Below are 16,980 nucleotides of genomic sequence, written 5' to 3'. Positions count from 1 at the left end.
GTTCCCATGCACCGGCGCCACTGCGCCCCCGTTCCCGTCCTCCCCGCCCGGGTGGGTGACCACCCTGCTGTCGCCCGGGCGGCCGCCCCATGAACGGGTTCGCCCGCACGTGGGCGGTGACCCTCGTGGGGCTCGACGGGTCGATGGTCGAGGTCGAGGCCGACATCGGCCAGGCCCTGGCGGCGTTTTCGACCGTCGGCCTGCCCGACCCCGCTGTTGTCGTAGGCCTTGTCCGCGTGCAACTTGACCGGCCGGCGTCTCGGGAGTCCCGGCCCTAGGTGTACTGACCGGGACCAATCCGTCCAGGATCGGCTCCACCAGCATGGAGTCGTGCCGGTTGGCCCCGGTCACCGCAACCGCCAACGGCAACCCGTCGGCCGTAACCAGCAAGTGGTGCTTGGTGCCGGCCTTGCCGCGGTCGGTGGGGTTGGGCCCGGTCAGCTCACCCACCCTTTGGCCCGCACGCTCACCGAGTCCAGGCAGGCCCGGGAGCAGTCGAGCGCCCCATCCTGCCCGAGCTTCTCGAGCACGGCGTGGTGTAGCTTTTCCCACACGCCAGCCTCTTGCCAGGCCCGTAGCCGGCGCCAGCAGGTGATTCCGGAGCCGAAGCCCAGCTCGGCCCTCCGCCAGCCGCTCGAGTGCGGCGCGGTGACGATCGACCGCTCCCTCGCCTCGGCCACCTGCCCGGCACGCTTCCAGCTCGTGCTCGCCGCCAATCCCTGCCCGTGCGGGCGGGGGAGCGGGCGCGGGGCCGAGTGCACCTGCACCCCGCGGGAGCGCCGGTCGTACTTCGGCAAGCTCAGCGGCCCGTTGCTGGACCGGGTGGTCTGCAGCTCGCCGTGCCCCCGTCTCCTACGGCGAGCTCGCCGCCGGGGCCGGACAGGGGATTCGACCGCGGACGTCGCCCGCCGGGTTGCCCGGGCGCGGACGGCCCAGGCCGAGCGGCTCGGCCCGGTGGGCGTGCGCACCAACGCCGAGCTCGGCGGACGGCTGCTGCACGGCGCCCTGCGCCCGCCCCGGTCCGTGACGGCCCTGCTGGAGCGGACCATGGACCGGGGCACGCTCACCGCCCTCGGCCACCAGCGGGTGCTGCGGGTCGCCTGGACCCTCGCCGATCTCGACGGGCGCTGCGCACCGAGCACGGAGGACGTGGGCGCCGCCCTGTGGTTCCGCTCGCTCGTGCCCCCCCTGAGCCCGCTCCGCACGTCATCCGCCCGACCCGTCCAGGAGGACCGCCCGTGGACCCCGCACCGACCGCTCCCGCCGCCCCCGCCGACCCGCACCGGGTGCGTCTTGCCCGGGCGGGGCTGTCCCGCCTCGTGGAGCCGACCAACCCGGTCGCGATGCTGCTGCTGGCCGTGCTCGGGCCCGTGGAGCACGCGGCGTTCGTGCGGGGCTCCTCGACCCCGTCCGCGACCTCGAGGCGGCGGCCGCGTGCGGGGGCTGGTTCGCCGTTCCGGAGGAGCCCGACTGGCCGCCGGCCCTCGACGGCCTGGGCCTCGCCGCGCCCGTCGGCCTGTGGGGCCGCGGGCACCGCCGGGGGCTGCCGTTCCCCGTCTCGCGCTCCGTCGCCGTGGTGGGCTCCCGCGACTGCTCCGCGTACGGGAGCCAGGTCGCCATGGACCTCGCCGGAGGGCTCGCCGCACGGGGCTGGACGGTCGTCTCCGGCGGCGCCCACGGCATCGACCACGCCGCGCACGCCGCCGCCCCGCCCATGGTCTCCGTCATGGCCGGCGGGATCGACCGCTTCCACCCGCGCGGCAACGACGCGCTGCTTGCCCGCATCGAGGCGGCAGGACTGCTGCTGTCGGAGGTCGCCCCCGGCGGCACGCCGAGCCGGTACCGGTTCCTGCAGCGCAACCGGATCATCGCGGCCCTCGCGGCCAGCACCGTCGTCGTGGAGGCCCGGTGGCGGTCGGGGGCCCGGAACACCGCCCACCACGCGGACGGCCTCAGCCGTCCCGTGGGCGCCGTGCCGGGCAGCGTCCACACGGGCACGTCGGCCGGCTGCCACCGGCTGGTCCGGGAGGGCACCGCCGTGCTGGTCACCGACGTCGACCAGGTGCTCGAGCTCGTCCAGCCCCTCGTTGCCGCCCCGGCGCCGGAGCGCACCGCCCCCGCCGCCGCCGTCGACGGGCTCTCGGCGCCCGACCGGCGGCTGCTCGACGCCCTGCCGCTGACGGTGCGCAGCGGTCCGAACCGCCTCGCCCGGACCGCGGGGCTGTCCCCGCGGGAGGTGCTCGGCGGGCTGCTCCGCCTCCAGGAGCGCGGGCTGGCCGACGGCACGGGGGAGGGCTGGCGGCGCCGCTGATCCCGCTGCCCGGCGCCCGGCGTCCCCGCGCGCCCTGCCCCGCCCGTCACGGTGCGGACCGGTGGCGGAACGGGTTGACGCCCGCCGGAAGCTTGCAGAAGAATGAGTTGCGGACTGCACTCAGTGTTCCGGTCGCGGCAGGACCCCCGCCGCCCGCACCGGACGCGGGGTGCGCCGCCCGGAGCGACCGGGCGCCGCGCGGGCCTCGAATCCCCGCGGCGCGGCGGGCGCCCGGCACAACTGCATCACGGGCGGCGGCCGAGCGGCCGCGGCCCGGCGGGTGGACCGCCTCCGGGCAGGGCGTTGGGGAAGACGTACCTACACGACGGAGGAGCAGGTCATGTCTTCACCCAGCACGCGCGGAGTGCTCTACGTGCACTCCGCGCCGCGAGCCCTGTGCCCGCACATCCAGTGGGCCCTGGAGTCCGTGGCGCGCCAGCGCACGGAGCTCGAGTGGACCCCGCAGAACGCCGAGCCCGGTTCCGTCCGGGCGGAGCTGGAGTGGTCGGGCCCCGCCGGCACCGGCGCCCTGCTCGCGTCCGCGCTGCGCACGATGGGCCGGATCCGCTTCGAGGTGACCGAGAACCCCTCCCGCGGCCACGACGGCGCCCGCTGGTCCTTCACCCCCGACCTCGGCATCTTCCACGCCACGACCGACGCGGCCGGCAACATCATGATCTCCGAGGACCGCATCCGCTTCGCCTACGAGTCCGCCGCGGGTAACCCGCTGCTCGTCATCAACGAGCTCTCCGTGGCGCTCGGCGAGGCCTGGGACGAGGAGCTCGAGCCCTTCCGGCACGCCGCCGAGGGCGCGCCGGTGCGCTGGCTGCACCGTGTGAGCTGACCCGCCGGAGCCCCGTCCCGCCTCCGGGGGCGCGGGCTCCCCACGGCGAGAGGGCCGCCCCCCCGCTGCGGGGCGGCCCTCTCGCCGGTGCCGAGTCGGTCGGCCGGCGCCGCGGGCGCCGGGTCCGTCCGGCTCACACGGTGCGGAACGCGGCGACGGCGTTGTGCCCGCCGAAGCCGAACGAGTTGGACACCGCCACGAAGTCGCCCGAGGGCAGCTCCCGGGCGTCGGTGACGACGTCGAGGTCGATCTCCGGGTCCTGGTTCTCGAGGTTGATCGTGCACGGGGCGAGCCGGTGGTGGACGGCGAGCACCGTGAGCACGGCCTCCACGGCGCCGGACCCGCCCAGGACGTGGCCGGTCATGGACTTCGTCGCGGACACGCACATGTCGTCCACGGCGGAACCGAACGCCCGGCGCAGCGCACCGGCCTCCGGGGCGTCGCCCTTGGGGGTCGACGTCGCGTGGGCGTTGACGTGCCTGACGTCCGAGGGGGCGAAGTCCCCGAGGTCCATCGCCTCCTGCAGGGCGCGGGCGGCGCCGCGGCCCTGCTCGTCGGGCGCGGTGATGTGGAACGCGTCGGAAGTCAGGCCGGCCCCGGCGAGCTCCGCGTAGACGCGCGCCCCGCGGGCCCGGGCGAACTCCTCCGCCTCCAGCACCACGGCCCCGGCGCCCTCGCCCATGACGAAGCCGTCGCGGGCCGTGTCGTAGGGCCGGGAGGCGCGCTCGGGCTCGTCGTTGCGCTTGGACAGCGCCTGCATCGACGCGAACGCCGCGATGGTGACAGGGTGGATGGTGGACTCGGCGCCGCCGACCACCACGATGTCGGCCTTGCCCGAGCGGATCAGGTGCATGCCCTGGTAGAAGGCCTCGGTCCCGGACGCGCACGCCGAGACAGGGGTGATGGACGCGGCGCGGGCCCGGAGGTCCATGCCGACGGCCGCGGCGTTGCCGTTGGGCATGAGCATGGGCACCGTGAGCGGCATGACGCGGCGCGCGCCCTTCTCGCGGAGCGTGTCGTAGGCGTCGAGCAGGGTCCAGATCCCGCCGATGCCCGTGCCGAAGGCGACCGCGAACCGGTCGGGGTCGACCTCCGCGGCGTCGTCGGCGTTGGCGGCGGAGAAGCCCGCGTCCGCCCAGGCCTCGCGGGCGGCGATGACGGACAGCTGCCCGGACGGGTCCAGGCGCTTGGCCTCGACGCGGGTGAGGACCTCGCTCGCGGGGGTCGAGACCGGGGCGGCGATCCGCACCGGCAGATCGTAGGTCTCGACCCAGTCGTGCTCGATGGCTCGGACACCGGAGACGCCCGTGGTGGCGTTGCGCCACAGCTCGGGGACGGTGCCGCCGATGGGCGTGGTGGCACCGAGTCCGGTGACGACTACTTTGCGGGACATAACTGCACTTCCTCGTGTCCTGGGGATGATGCGGCGGGCGACCCGCCCTGCTGCGGTCGGCGGGGCGCGGCGACCGGCCGGCTCAGGCCTGGGCGTTGTCGATGAAGTTGACGGCGTCCTCGACGGTCTTGAGGTTCTTGACCTCCTCGTCGGGGATGGTCACGTCGAACTTCTCCTCGGCGTTGACGACGATCGTCATCATCGAGATCGAGTCGATGTCGAGGTCCTCGGTGAAGGACTTGTCCAGCTGGACGGCCTCGGTCTCGAGCCCGGTCTCCTCGTTGACGATCTCGGCCAGGCCGGTCAGGATTTCCTCTTTGCTCGCCATGGTGGCTTCCTTTCTCTGCGGCTGCCGGAGCAGCCGGTGGTGACGGGCGCCCCCGGGCGGTGCCGGGGTGCATCGGTCCCGGCCAGGCGGAGGGCCGGACCGGGGGGACAACGGGGTGTGCGGTTCAACCCTACGACGAGTCCGGGGCCCTCGATCACGGGACGGACGCGCAGGGGCGGGCCGGAGCCCGCGACGGGGTCAGGGCAGGACGACGACCTGCGCGCCGTAGACGAGCCCGGCGCCGAAGCCGATCTGCAGGGCGAGCCGGCCGGAGAGCTCCGGGTGCTCGGCCAGCAGCCGGTGGGTCGCCAGCGGCACGGACGCGGCGGAGGTGTTGCCGGCGTCGGCGATGTCGCGGGCGATCACCACCGACTCCGGGAGCTTGAGGGTCTTGGCCATCTGGTCGATGATGCGCATGTTCGCCTGGTGGGGGATGAACGCGGCGATGTCCTCCGGGGCGACGCCGGCCACGTCCATGGCCTCCTGCGCCCGCTTGGCGACCTCCCACGACGCCCACCGGAACACCGTCTGGCCGTCCTGGCGCAGCGTCGGCCACAGCGGGGCGTCCTCGCGCATCTCGCCGGTCTCCTTGTCGTGGAGGTCAGGGGCGTCGGTGCGGGACCGGCCCTCGTCCACGGCCCGGACGTCGGTGAGCGGGTGGGTCATGCGGATCGCGTCCCACTTGGACCCGTCGGAGCCCCAGACGGAGGGGCCGATGCCGGGGGTCTCCGAGGGGCCCACCACGGCCGCGCCGGCGCCGTCGCCGAGCAGGAACGAGATGCTGCGCTCGCTGTTGTCGATCACGTCGGAGAGCTTCTCCACGCCGATGACCAGCACGTAGTCCGCCGCGCCGGAGCGCACCAGGGCGTCCGCCTGCGCGATGCCGTAGCAGTAGCCGGCGCAGGCCGCGGAGATGTCGTAGGCGGCGGCGGGGGTGGCCCCCAGGCGGTCGGCCAGCGCGGCCGCCGCGGAGGGGGTCAGGTACGGGAAGGAGATCGTGGAGAGGATCACCGCGCCGAGCTGGGACGCCTCGATGCCGGCCGCGGCCAGCGCCTCGCGGGCGGCGTGCTCGGACATCTCCAGCACGTCCACGTCCGCGGAAGCGCGGTGGCGGGTCCTGATCCCGGTGCGCTGCTGGATCCACTCGTCGGAGGACTCGATCCACTGGCAGACGTCGTCGTTGGTCACGACCACGTCCGGGCGGTAGGCGCCGAGGCCGAGGATCCGGGAGTGGGCGTTGGGCTGGTTCTGCTTCAGGGTCACCACAGGTGTCGTTGCTCCTTCGTGTGGCCGGGCGCGGCGGGGCGGCCCCACGGGGGGCGGGCGGCGTTCGGCTGGTCCGGTCCCGGGGCGGGGCGCGCGGAGACGCGCGCGTGGACGTCAGTCAAGGATACTCCTGGCCTGCGCCAGCTCCTCGGCGGAGTTGACGGCGAGGGCCGGGACGCCCTTCATGCCGCGCTTGGCGAGGCCCACGAGCGTGCCGGCCGGGGGCAGCTCGACCAGCTGCTCGACGCCGCGCTCGAGCAGGGTCTGCATGCACAGGTCCCAGCGCACGGGCCGGCAGACCTGGGCCACCAGTGCGTCGAGGTTCGCCGCGCCCGAGGCGACGGGCGCGCCGTCGGCGTTGGAGAGCAGGGGGTGCACGGGCTCCGCCGGGGCGAGCTGCGGGACCAGGGCGCGCAGGGGCTCCAGGGCGGGCGCCATGTGCTCGGTGTGGAAGGCGCCGGCGACCTTGAGGGGGACCACCCGTGCGCGGGCGGGCGGGTGCTCGGCGAGGGCCGCGAGCTGCTCGAGGGTGCCGGCGGCCACGGTCTGCCCGCCGCCGTTGGCGTTGGCCGGGGTGAGCCCCGCGGCGGCGATCGCGGCGAGGACCTCGTCCTCCTTGCCGCCGAGCACCGCGCTCATCCCGGTCGGGACGGCCGCCGCGGCCGCGGCCATGGCGTTGGCGCGGGTGCGGACGAAGGCCATGGCGTCGGCCTCGGTGAGCGCACCGGCCAGGGCCGAGGCGGTGATCTCGCCGACGGAGTGGCCGGCGAAGACCAGGTCGTCGCGCCCGGGGCCCAGCCGGTCGCCCAGCAGGCGCCCGGCCACCAGACCCGCGGCCACGATCAGGGGCTGCGCGACGGCGGTGTCCTTGATCGTCTCCTCGTCGGCCTCGGTCCCGTAGTGGACCAGGTCCAGGCCGGCGGCCTCGCTCAGCTGCTCCAGGTGCTCGCGCACGCCGTCGAGCGCGAGCCATTCGGTGAGGAAGCCGGGTTTCTGGGAGCCCTGTCCGGGGCAGAGGATCGCAATCACCGTCCCAGCTTGGCAAGAACCCGTCCCGGACACGCGGCGCGGAGGCCACCAACCCGCACGGCGCTGTTTGTAGGGAAGCTACAAGACGGGCGGGGCGGGGGGCGCTGAGGTGTCGATCGGCGGGCAGGAGTCGGCCAGCCGGCCGGCCACGAGGGCGCAGTGCAGCACGAACGCGTCGCGGGGGACCAGTGGGTCCCACCCGGTGAGGTCGCAGATCCGGCGCAGCCGGTAGCGCACGGTGTTGGCGTGCACGAACAGCTCCCGGGCCGTGGCCTCGAGGGAGTGGCCCACGGACACGTACGTGGACAGGGTCTCCACCAGCCCGGTGGCCGAGCGCGTCAGCGGACGGTAGATCGACTCGACCATCGCGGTGCGCGCGGCCTCGTCCCCGGCCATGGCCCGCTCGGGCCACAGGTCCTCGGAGTGGACCGGCCGGGGCGCGGCGGGCCAGGCCGGCGCCACGGACAGGGCGGCGTGCGCGAGCCGGGCCGAGCGTCCGGCCTCGAAGATCGTGGGCGCCTCGGGCCCGTGCACCACGGCGCCGGGGCCGAAGGCGGCGGTGAGCTTCTCCAGGGCGAGGTCGCGGTCGGCCACGCCGCCGAGGACGAGGATGAGCCGGTCGCCCTGGATGGAGACCAGCGAGTCCTGGGCGTAGCGGCAGGCCAGCCGGCGCAGCCGGGCCACCGTGGAGGGGCCGGTCGCCTCCGGCGCGGACCCCGTGAGCACCGTGACGGGTCCGGTCGAGGCCCACCCCAGCGCGGCGATCCGGGAGCGCAGGGAGTCCGAGTGCTCGCCGCGCAGGATCCCGTCGACGACCAGCGACTCCAGGCGCGCGTCCCACGAGCCCCGGTTCTCGGCCGCGCGGGCGTAGACGTCGGCGGCCGCGAACGCGATCTCCCGGGAGTAGCGCAGGACGGCCTCCCGCAGGGCGGCCTCGTCGTGGTGCTTCGCGAGCTCCGGGACCATCTCCTCGACGACGTCGACGACGATCCGCAGCAGCTGCAGGGCGTGCTGCAGGGAGATGGAGCGGGTGAGCTCGGTGGGGGCGTTGCGGAAGACCTGGGTGAGCACCCACAGGGGCTCCTCCGGGTCCTCGTACCAGCGCACGAAGGAGGAGATGCCCCGCTGCGCCACCAGCCCGAGCTCGGAGCGCTCGTCGGCGCGCAGCTGCTGGAACCACGGCAGGTCCGTCTCGAGGCGGCGGGTCGCGACCGTCGAGATCGTGCCCAGGTTCGCCTTCAGGTTCTCCAGGGTCCGGGGGTGCGGGGGTGCGGCGGGGCGGGCGCGGACCTTCTCCGCGGTCCCCCCGGGGCGCTTGCGGGGGGCGCGCAACCAGCGCGTGGTGGAATTCCCGTCCTGTCCGGCCATGCCCCCGAGCTTAGAGCACCGGGCGCACCGGCCCGGACGGCGACGGCGCCCCGGCCACCCGCGCGGGGTGACCGGGGCGCCGTGGTGCACCGGAGGGGCCGGCTCAGGCGTCGCCCCCGGCGTTGCCGGTGGTGCCGGCGTTGACGTCGTGCAGGCGGTACTTCTCGATCGCCTCCCCCGGCGCGCGCCAGTCGACCTCGCCGCGCTTGGCGAGCATCTCCAGGGCCCGCACCACCATGGAGTGCGAGTCCACGTGGAAGAAGCGGCGGGCGCCCTGGCGGGTGTCGGCGAAGCCGAACCCGTCGGTGCCGAGGGTCGCGAAGTCGTTGGGCACGAACTGGCGGATCATGTCCGGCAGGTCCGAGCTGAAGTCCGAGGACGCGACGATCGGCCCGGTGGCCCCCGCGAGCTGCTGGGCCACGAACGGGGTCCGCATGCCGTCGCCGGGGTTCAGGAACGACTCCTCCTCCGCGGCCAGGCCGTCGCGGCGCAGCTCCACCCAGGAGGTCACCGACCACACGTCCGCGGACACGCCCCAGTCCTCGGCGAGCAGCCGCTGCGCCTCGAGGGCCCACGGCACGGCCACGCCGGAGGCGAGCAGCTGCGCGCGCGGCCCGTCGTTCTCGGCCGGCTGGAGCAGGTAGATGCCCTTGAGGATGCCCTCGACGTCGACGTCCTCCGGCTCGGCGGGCTGCTGGTACGGCTCGTTGTAGACCGTGAGGTAGTACATGACGTCGTGGTCCTCGTCGCCGCTGCCGTACATCCGCTCGATGCCGCGCCGGACGATGTGGGCGATCTCGTAGCCGAACGCCGGATCGTAGTGCACGACGGCCGGGTTGGTCGAGGCGATGATGGGGGAGTGCCCGTCGGCGTGCTGGAGGCCCTCGCCGGTGAGCGTGGTCCGCCCCGCGGTGGCACCGATGAGGAACCCGCGGGCCAGCTGGTCCGCGGCCGCCCAGAACTCGTCGGCGGTGCGCTGGAAGCCGAACATCGAGTAGTAGATGTAGACGGGGATCATCGGCTCGCCGTGCGTGGCGTAGGCCGTGCCCGCGGCGGTGAACGCCGCGCTCGCGCCGGCCTCGTTGATGCCCGGGTGCAGGATGACGCCCTGCTCGGACTCCTTGTAGGCCAGCATCAGCTCGCGGTCCACCGACAGGTAGTTCTGCCCCTTGGGATTGTAGATCTTCGCGGTGGGGAAGAACGAGTCCATGCCGAAGGTCCGCGCCTCGTCCGGGATGATCGGCACGATGCGGTGGCCGAAGTCCTTCTCCCGCATGAGGTCCTTGAGGATCCGCACGAACGCCATCGTGGTGGCGGCCATCTGCTTGCCCGAGCCCTTCTTCGCCGACTTGAAGGCGGCGTCGGTGGGCAGGGTGATGGCCTTCTGCTCGTGGGGCCGGTCCGGCACGAACCCGCCGAGCTCCTGGCGCCGCTCCAGCAGGTACTTGATCTCCGGGGAGTCCTTGCCGGGGTGGTAGTACGGGGCGCCGTAGAGGTCCGACTCCAGCTGCTCGTCCGAGACCGGGATGCGCAGGTGGTCGCGGAAGGTCTTGAGGTCCTCCAGGGTGAGCTTCTTCATCTGGTGGGTCGCGTTGCGCGCCTCGAAGTGGGTGCCCAGGCCGTAGCCCTTGATGCCCTGGGCCAGGATCACGGTCGGCTGGCCCTTGTGCTCCGTCGCGGCCTTGTAGGCGGCGTAGACCTTGTAGTAGTCGTGGGCGCCGCGCTTGAGCTCCCAGATCTCGTCGTCCGTCATGTCCGCGACCATCTCCTTGGTCTTCGGGGACTTCCCGAAGAAGTGGTCGCGCACGAACCCGCCGGACTCCGCCTTGAAGGTCTGGTAGTCGCCGTCGACGGTCTCGTTCATGATGCGCACGAGCTCGCCGTCCTGGTCCTTGGCGAGCAGCTTGTCCCACTCGCGGCCCCAGACGACCTTGATGACGTTCCAGCCGGCGCCGCGGAAGAACGCCTCGAGCTCCTGGATGATCTTGCCGTTGCCGCGCACCGGCCCGTCGAGGCGCTGCAGGTTGCAGTTGACCACGAAGGTGAGGTTGTCCAGGTTGTCGTTGGCGGCCAGCTGCAGCGCGCCGCGGCTCTCCACCTCGTCCATCTCGCCGTCGCCCAGGAAGGCCCACACGCGCTGGTCGGAGGTGTCCTTGATCCCGCGGTTGTGCAGGTAGCGGTTGAACTGGGCCTGGTAGATGGCGTTGAGCGGGCCGATGCCCATCGACACCGTCGGGAACTGCCAGAAGTCGGGCAGGGAGCGCGGGTGGGGGTAGGAGGACAGGCCGTGCGGGGCCTTCGTCTTCTCCTGCCGGAACCCGTCCAGCTGCTCCTCGGTCAGGCGGCCCTCGAGGTACGCGCGGGCGTAGTTGCCGGGGGCCGAGTGGCCCTGCCAGAACACCTGGTCGCCGCCGCCGGGGTGCTGCGGGCCGCGGAAGAAGTGGTTGAGGCCCACCTCGTAGAGGGTGGCCACGCCGGCGTAGGAGGAGATGTGCCCGCCCACGCCGATCTCGGGACGCTGCGCGCGGTGGACCATCACGGCCGCGTTCCAGCGCAGGAACGCGCGGTAGCGCCGCTCGATCTCCTCGTCACCGGGGAAGTCGGGCTCCTGGTCCACGGGGATCGTGTTGATGTAGTCGGTCGTGGTGACCATCGGGACGCCGACGCTCTTCGCTCCCGCGTGCTGCAGCAGGGCGCGCATGATGTACTGCGCCCGCGCCGTGCCCTGCGTCTCGATCAGGTCCTCGAACGACTCGAGCCACTCCTGGGTCTCCTCGGTGTTGGAGTCCTGCAGGTTGTTGGTCAAGCCACTGAGGATGTGGTGGTTGCTGGATGAAGGCACGATCTACCTCTCTTCGTGGGACTGTCCGATGGTCCCGGGCGGGTGCGCGCGCGCAGGCGCGGCCGGGCCACCGACGGTCTCAAGCTACCCGTGCTCCGGTCCGGGAACCCGGTGCACCGCCGGTGAGGGCGGTCACCCGGGCACCCGCTGCGCCGAGCGGATCGCGCCGACGGGCTGTCCGGCGCACGGGATGTCTGTCGGAACCATGTTTCCACACCCGGGACGGCCCGTCATACGCCGCCCCGGCGGGCAATTCGGCGGGCCGAACCACGGGCCGGAGCTTGAAAGCAACCCTGATCCGGTGTTGTCTGGACCTCGAAGCCGGTTTCCGGCCCGCCACCGTGCCCCGCGGTCCACCTCGGGCGGGCGGACCCCGCACCGGTACGCAGTGCGAGGTCGTCGACGGTCGGCCCGATCCAGAAGGAGCAAGAAGTGAGCGAGGCCAAGACCACCGCGGGTGACGCGGTAGTCCAGCTCGGTTTCAAGGATGGCGACTACATCCAGGAATTCGGATATGACGAGGACGTCGACTTCGACCTGCGGGACGGGATCGAGGACCTGATCGGGTCGGACCTGCTGGACGAGGAGGACCAGGAGGTCGTGGACGCCGTGCTGCTGTGGTTCCGCGAGGGCGACGGCGACCTCGTGGACACCCTGGTGGACGTGCAGACGACCCTGGACGAGGGCGGGGTGGTGTGGTTGCTCACCCCGAAGGCCGGCCGCGACGGCTACGTGCCGCCCTCGGACGTGCAGGACGCCGCGCCCACCGCCGGGCTGCACGTGACCACCACGGCCCGCGTGAGCGCCGACTGGGCCGCCACCCGCCTGATGCCCAAGCGCAACATCTGAGCCGCCGTCCCGGCCCCCGCCCCGACGGCTTCCCGCGCCCGGTCCCGGGCGGGGCCGTTCCCGGACCACAGGAGTACCCACCATGCCCGAGATCGGCCGCCCGGCCCCGGACTTCACGCTCGAGAACCAGTTCGGCGAGCCCGTCGCCCTCAGCGGGCTGCGGGGCCGGCCCGTGGCGCTGGTGTTCTTCCCGTTCGCCTTCTCCGGGGTCTGCACCGGTGAGCTCTGCCGGCTCCAGGACAGCCTCTCCGTGTTCGAGGACGCCCGCGTGAAGCTGCTCGCGGTGTCCGTGGACTCGAAGTACGCCCTGCGCGCGTTCGCCCGCGAGGAGTCCTTCGACTTCGACCTGCTCGCCGACTTCTGGCCCCACGGAGCCGTCGCCCAGCGCTACGGCGTCTTCGACCCGGTCTCGGGCATGGCCGAGCGCGCCACGTTCGTGCTGGACGCCGACGGGGTGGTCGTCGACGCCTTCCGCGCCGAGCGCGGCACCGCGCGGGAGCTGGAGACGTACCGCGCGGCCCTGGCCAAGCTGCCCCGCTGACCGCCGCCGCGCACCGTTCCCCGATGCCCACCGTCCGCGCCGGGTACGGCGCCCCCGGCACCCCCGACCAGTTCCCCGACCCCGACGCCGCCGATCTTGCCACCGGGCTCGCCGCCGCCCTCGAGCTGCTGCGCGGGCGCCGCACCGCCGTGCTCACCGGCGCCGGCATCAGCACCGACTCCGGGATCCCGGACTACCGGGGCCCCGGCTCCGCCCCGCGCACCCCCATGACGTTCCAGGAGTTCATGGGCAGCGCCGCGAAGCGCAGCCACTACTGGGCGCGCAACCAGTACGGCTGGCGACACCTCGCCGAGGCCCGCCCCAACGCCGGTCACGAGGCGCTGGCCCGGCTCGAGGAGGCCCGGGCCGTCACGGGGGTCGTCACCCAGAACATCGACCGGCTGCACCAGGCCGCCGGGTCCGTCAACGTGGTGGACCTGCACGGCCGCTACTCGCTCGTGCGGTGCATGCAGTGCGGGACCCGGATCCCGCGGGCCGTGCTCTCCGACGTGCTCGACGAGCTCAATCCCGGCTTCTACGACTCCCTCTCCTCCCCGGAGGACATCGAGTTCGCCCCGGACGCCGACGCCGTGATCCCGCGGACCGCCGGCTTCCGGGTCCCCGACTGCCCCGTCTGCGGCGGCGTGCTCAAGCCCGACGTCGTGTTCTTCGGGGAGAACGCCCCGCGGCACCGGGTGCTGCGGTCCCTGCGCATGGTCGAGGCCGCGGACGCCCTGCTGGTCGTGGGGTCCTCCCTGACCGTCAACTCGGGCCGGCGCTTCGTGCGCCACGCCGTGCGGGGGGACCGGCCCGTGGTGATCGTCAACCACGGCCGGACCCGCGGGGACGCCGCCGCCCGGCTGAAGATCGACGCCCGGGCCACGGAGTTCCTGACGCGGCTCGAACAGGCGTTGCGGAGTCCGTAGACTGGGAGCCCGGGTGTGGTGAACGTCACTCGGAGGGCACCCCGACCGTGGGGTTACTGGTGGGTAACAGCTAGTAGCCTGTTCGGGAACCGGGTGCTGGCGGTTGCGCAAACCGTCCACCCGGTTGTCAAGGGTCTTTAGCTCAGCTGGTAGAGCGCCACGTTTACACCGTGGATGTCATCGGTTCGATCCCGGTAGGACCCACCCCTCGTGCGACGCCCGCCCCGAGGGGCGCGGCGTTCCGGCCCCGGACTCCGGGCCCCGGCGTGCTCGACGCCGGCGTTGCCCCGCCCGTGCCGGTCCCCCTCGATCCACCCCGTCGTGGCCCGGGGCGCCTCGATCCCGGGGCGCCTCGATCCCGGAGTGACTCGGTCCCGGTGGCGCTCAGTCCCGGGGTGGACGCCCGTCGCGGCGTGCGGCCGCGGCGAGCACGGTGGCGAGCAGGCCCGGGAACAGCACCTCGAGGTCCTCCTCGCGCAGGGCGTTCAGGCGGGCGGTGCCCCGGTAGGACTGGCGGATGACCCCGGCTTCGCGCAGCACGCGGAAGTGGTGGGTGCCGGTCGACTTGGTGACCGGCAGGCGGAAGGCGCTGCAGGCCATCGCGGAGCGGCCGGCGGCGAGGTCCCGCACGATGCTCAGGCGCACCGGGTCCGCCAGGGCCGCCAGCACGGACTCCAGGGTGATCTCCTCCCGGGCGGGGTGGGCGATGGCCCGGGGGAGCGGCGGCGTGGTGGGCGTGGGCACCGGGATCCTTCTCGTCGTCGTGGCGCCCCCATTCTACGAGGGTCTGCACAGGGCTCGCCGGGCGTAGTACGGTGATTGTCGTACTAGAACCGGTGGCGCCCGTGCGCCCCCTCCCGCCGACCTCCGGAAGGAGCGCCCTTGAGCGCTTTGTTCGAGCCGATGACCCTGCGGTCGCTGACCGTGCCGAACCGCGTGTGGATGTCCCCGATGTGCATGTACTCGGCCGAGGCCTCCGGTCCCCGGGCCGGGGTCCCCACCGACTTCCACCTCCAGCACCTGGCGAGCCGGGCGGCCGGCGGGGTCGGGCTGGTCATGGTGGAGGCGACCGCCGTGCGCCCCGACGGCCGGATCACCCCCTGGGACCTCGGGCTGTGGAACGAGGCGCAGCAGCAGGCGTTCACACGGATCACGGCCGCGATCGCCGAGCACGGGGCGGTGCCCGCGATCCAGCTCGGCCACGCCGGGCGCAAGGCCTCCACCGACCGCCCCTGGCGCGGCGGCGGCGGGGTGCCCGAGGCCGAGGGCGGCTGGTCCGCCGTGGCCCCCAGCGCGGAGGCCTTCGGCGACCTGCCCGCCCCGCAGGAGCTCGGCGTCGAGGAGATCCGTGACCTGGTGCAGGACTTCGCCGCCGCAGCCCGCCGTGCCCTGGCGGCCGGGTTCCGGGTGGTGGAGATCCACGGCGCCCACGGGTACCTGATCCACTCGTTCCTCTCCCCGGTGGCGAACCGGCGCACCGACGCCTACGGCGGCCCGTTCGACCACCGCGCCCGCTTCGCCCTGGAGATCGTCGACGCGGTCCGCGCCGTGTGGCCGGAGGAGCTGCCGGTGTTCTTCCGGGTCTCGGCCACCGACTGGGTGCAGGAGGCCGGGGGGGCCGAGGCCTGGACCGGCGAGGACACCGTGCGCCTGGCCGCCGCCCTGCAGGAGCACGGCGTGGACCTGCTCGACACCTCCACCGGCGGCATGGCCCCGCGGGTGCGGATCCCCGTCGGGCCCGGCTACCAGGTGCCCTTCGCCGAGGCCGTGCGCGCGTCCACCGGACTGCCCACGGGTGCGGTCGGGCTGATCACCGACCCGGCGCAGGCGGAGGCCGTCGTCTCCGGGGGCCGGGCCGACGCCGTGCTGCTGGGCCGGGAGCTGCTGCGCGACCCCTACTGGGCCCACCGTGCCGCCGCCGCCCTCGACGCCCCGGCCCGCGTGCCCGTCCAGTACGAGTACGCCCTCTGAGCGCTCCCCGCACTCCACCACCCGCCCCGCCACCCCGACCCCGTCCTCAGGAGGACCCTGTGCCCACGTCCGTTCCCGCCCTGCTCGCCCCCACCGCCGGCGCTCCCTTCGAGCGCGGCACCATCGAGCGCCGCGACCTCGGTCCGCACGACGTGCTGATCGACATCGCCTACGCCGGCGTCTGCCACTCCGACATCCACCAGGTCCGGCAGGAGTGGGGGCGGGCGATCTTCCCGATGGTCCCCGGCCACGAGATCGCCGGCGTGGTCGCGGCCGTGGGGGAGGAGGTCACCGCCCACGCCGTGGGCGACCGGGTCGGCATCGGCTGCTTCGTGGACTCGTGCCGGGAGTGCGAGAACTGCCTCGCCGGCGACGAGCAGTTCTGCGTGCGCGGCATGGTGGCCACCTACAACGGCCGCCAGTACTCCGGCGAGCCCACCTACGGCGGCTACAGCACCCGGATCGTGGCCGACGAGAACTACGTGCTGCGCATCCCGGAGGGCCTCGACCTCGACGTCGCCGCGCCCCTGCTGTGCGCGGGCATCACCACGTACTCCCCGCTCAAGCACTGGGGGGCCGGCCGGGGCCGGAAGGTCGCCGTGGTGGGCATGGGCGGGCTGGGCCACCTGGCCGTGAAGATCGCCCACGCCATGGGCGCGGAGGTCACGGTGCTCAGCCAGTCGCTGTCCAAGCAGGAGGACGGCCTGCGCTTCGGCGCCGACCACTACTACGCCACGAAGGACGAGGCGACCTTCCAGGAGCTGCGCGGCAGCTTCGACCTCGTCCTCAACACCGTCTCGGCGGACCTCGACGTCGACGCCTACCTGGGACTGCTGCGCGTGAACGGCGCGCTCGTCTACGTCGGGCTGCCGGAGAACGCGCAGTCCTTCGGGGTGTTCTCCCTGGTGGGCGGGCGCCGCAGCCTGGCCGGGTCCAACATCGGCGGCATCCGCGAGACCCAGGAGATGCTCGACTTCTGCGCCGAGCACGGCATCGGGGCGGAGATCGAGCTCATCGGCGCGGACGACGTCACCGCCGCCTACGACCGCGTCGTCGGCAGCGACGTGCGCTACCGCTTCGTCATCGACACGGCGACCATCCCGGCCTGATCCGGCGGCGACGGCGGGGCGGACCACCGGTCCGCCCCGCCGTCGCCGTCACACCCGCCGGTAAGGCACCACGGGCCCCGCTGCTCGGTCCTGCCCGCCGGGGGGCTCGATAGGCTGGGGGCATGCCTGTTGAACAGAAAGCTCAGATCGGTGTCACCGGCCTTGCGGTGATGGGGGCGAACCTGGCCCGCAACTTCGCCCGG

At 73.6% G+C, this 16,980-nt stretch carries 14 protein-coding genes, 1 tRNA gene and 2 pseudogenes; 9 read left to right on the top strand and 8 right to left on the bottom strand.

Annotated features, from left to right (window positions below; all coding sequences use genetic code 11):
* Nucleotides 1-215 precede the first annotated feature (215 nt).
* Nucleotides 216-620: pseudogene (locus M3185_RS01320) on the bottom strand (transposase); the annotation flags it as partial.
* On the opposite strand from M3185_RS01320, the pseudogene M3185_RS01315 reads away from it, so the two are divergent.
* The 3 genes and pseudogenes from M3185_RS01315 to M3185_RS01305 all read left to right on the top strand — a co-directional run.
* Nucleotides 592-1,113 (top strand): annotated as a pseudogene (locus M3185_RS01315) (ATP-binding protein); the annotation flags it as partial. The pseudogenes M3185_RS01320 and M3185_RS01315 sit on opposite strands and share 29 nt — an antisense overlap.
* A gap of 379 nt (nucleotides 1,114-1,492) precedes the next feature.
* Complete coding sequence (locus tag M3185_RS01310) at nucleotides 1,493-2,311, top strand: DNA-processing protein DprA (protein WP_251332070.1); 819 nt, start codon at nucleotides 1,493-1,495, stop codon at nucleotides 2,309-2,311.
* Between the two features lie 340 nt (nucleotides 2,312-2,651).
* A complete protein-coding gene (locus tag M3185_RS01305; RefSeq protein WP_251331876.1) occupies nucleotides 2,652-3,155 on the top strand; it encodes a DUF3145 domain-containing protein in 504 nt (167 codons plus the stop codon).
* Nucleotides 3,156-3,288: 133 nt separating this feature from the next.
* On the opposite strand, the gene M3185_RS01300 is transcribed toward M3185_RS01305, so the two are convergent.
* The 6 genes from M3185_RS01300 to aceE form a co-directional block, all read right to left on the bottom strand.
* Entirely contained in the window at nucleotides 3,289-4,548 is a 1,260-nt protein-coding gene (locus tag M3185_RS01300; RefSeq protein WP_251331875.1) for a beta-ketoacyl-[acyl-carrier-protein] synthase family protein, read from the bottom strand.
* A gap of 82 nt (nucleotides 4,549-4,630) precedes the next feature.
* Nucleotides 4,631-4,876 carry an acyl carrier protein gene (locus M3185_RS01295; RefSeq protein WP_017833742.1) on the bottom strand — a complete coding sequence of 82 codons (246 nt, stop codon included), beginning with the start codon at nucleotides 4,874-4,876 and terminating at the stop codon, nucleotides 4,631-4,633.
* A gap of 198 nt (nucleotides 4,877-5,074) precedes the next feature.
* Complete coding sequence (locus tag M3185_RS01290; RefSeq protein ID WP_251331874.1) at nucleotides 5,075-6,142, bottom strand: beta-ketoacyl-ACP synthase III; 1,068 nt, start codon at nucleotides 6,140-6,142, stop codon at nucleotides 5,075-5,077.
* 114 nt (nucleotides 6,143-6,256) lie between these two features.
* On the bottom strand, nucleotides 6,257-7,171 hold the full coding sequence (locus tag M3185_RS01285) for an ACP S-malonyltransferase (protein WP_251331873.1): 915 nt from the start codon (nucleotides 7,169-7,171) through the stop codon (nucleotides 6,257-6,259).
* 78 nt (nucleotides 7,172-7,249) lie between these two features.
* On the bottom strand, nucleotides 7,250-8,539 hold the full coding sequence (locus tag M3185_RS01280; RefSeq protein ID WP_251331872.1) for a PucR family transcriptional regulator: 1,290 nt from the start codon (nucleotides 8,537-8,539) through the stop codon (nucleotides 7,250-7,252).
* Between the two features lie 103 nt (nucleotides 8,540-8,642).
* Nucleotides 8,643-11,381 carry a pyruvate dehydrogenase (acetyl-transferring), homodimeric type gene (gene aceE, locus M3185_RS01275; RefSeq protein WP_251331871.1) on the bottom strand — a complete coding sequence of 913 codons (2,739 nt, stop codon included), beginning with the start codon at nucleotides 11,379-11,381 and terminating at the stop codon, nucleotides 8,643-8,645.
* A 432-nt stretch (nucleotides 11,382-11,813) separates the two neighbouring features.
* Here aceE and M3185_RS01270 point away from each other — a divergent pair, with 432 nt between their 5' ends.
* The 4 genes from M3185_RS01270 (at nucleotide 11,814) to M3185_RS01255 (ending at nucleotide 13,901) form a co-directional block, all read left to right on the top strand.
* On the top strand, nucleotides 11,814-12,230 hold the full coding sequence (locus M3185_RS01270) for a DUF3052 domain-containing protein (protein WP_251331870.1): 417 nt from the start codon (nucleotides 11,814-11,816) through the stop codon (nucleotides 12,228-12,230).
* An 82-nt stretch (nucleotides 12,231-12,312) separates the two neighbouring features.
* Complete coding sequence (locus tag M3185_RS01265; RefSeq protein ID WP_251331869.1) at nucleotides 12,313-12,771, top strand: peroxiredoxin; 459 nt, start codon at nucleotides 12,313-12,315, stop codon at nucleotides 12,769-12,771.
* Nucleotides 12,772-12,794: 23 nt separating this feature from the next.
* Nucleotides 12,795-13,697 (top strand): NAD-dependent protein deacetylase, encoded by a 903-nt coding sequence (locus tag M3185_RS01260; RefSeq protein WP_251331868.1) that lies wholly within the window; start codon nucleotides 12,795-12,797, stop codon nucleotides 13,695-13,697.
* Between the two features lie 131 nt (nucleotides 13,698-13,828).
* Nucleotides 13,829-13,901, top strand: a tRNA-Val gene (locus M3185_RS01255).
* Nucleotides 13,902-14,081: 180 nt separating this feature from the next.
* Here the strand turns inward: M3185_RS01255 and M3185_RS01250 are convergent.
* Nucleotides 14,082-14,441, bottom strand: coding sequence for an ArsR/SmtB family transcription factor (locus M3185_RS01250; RefSeq protein WP_251331867.1), 360 nt, complete (start codon nucleotides 14,439-14,441; stop codon nucleotides 14,082-14,084).
* A gap of 138 nt (nucleotides 14,442-14,579) precedes the next feature.
* Between M3185_RS01250 and M3185_RS01245 the strand changes: the two genes are divergently transcribed.
* Nucleotides 14,580-15,668 (top strand): NADH:flavin oxidoreductase/NADH oxidase, encoded by a 1,089-nt coding sequence (locus M3185_RS01245; protein ID WP_251331866.1) that lies wholly within the window; start codon nucleotides 14,580-14,582, stop codon nucleotides 15,666-15,668.
* A 59-nt stretch (nucleotides 15,669-15,727) separates the two neighbouring features.
* Nucleotides 15,728-16,777, top strand: coding sequence for an NAD(P)-dependent alcohol dehydrogenase (locus M3185_RS01240; RefSeq protein ID WP_308222161.1), 1,050 nt, complete (start codon nucleotides 15,728-15,730; stop codon nucleotides 16,775-16,777).
* The last annotated feature ends 203 nt before the right edge of the window (nucleotides 16,778-16,980 follow it).

It is taken from the genome of Kocuria rosea (genome assembly GCF_023715525.1).
Taxonomy (GTDB): Bacteria; Actinomycetota; Actinomycetes; order Actinomycetales; family Micrococcaceae; genus Kocuria; species Kocuria rosea_A.
The sequence above is the reverse complement of the archived record's forward strand: the minus strand, read 5'-3'. Positions and strand labels throughout refer to the sequence as shown.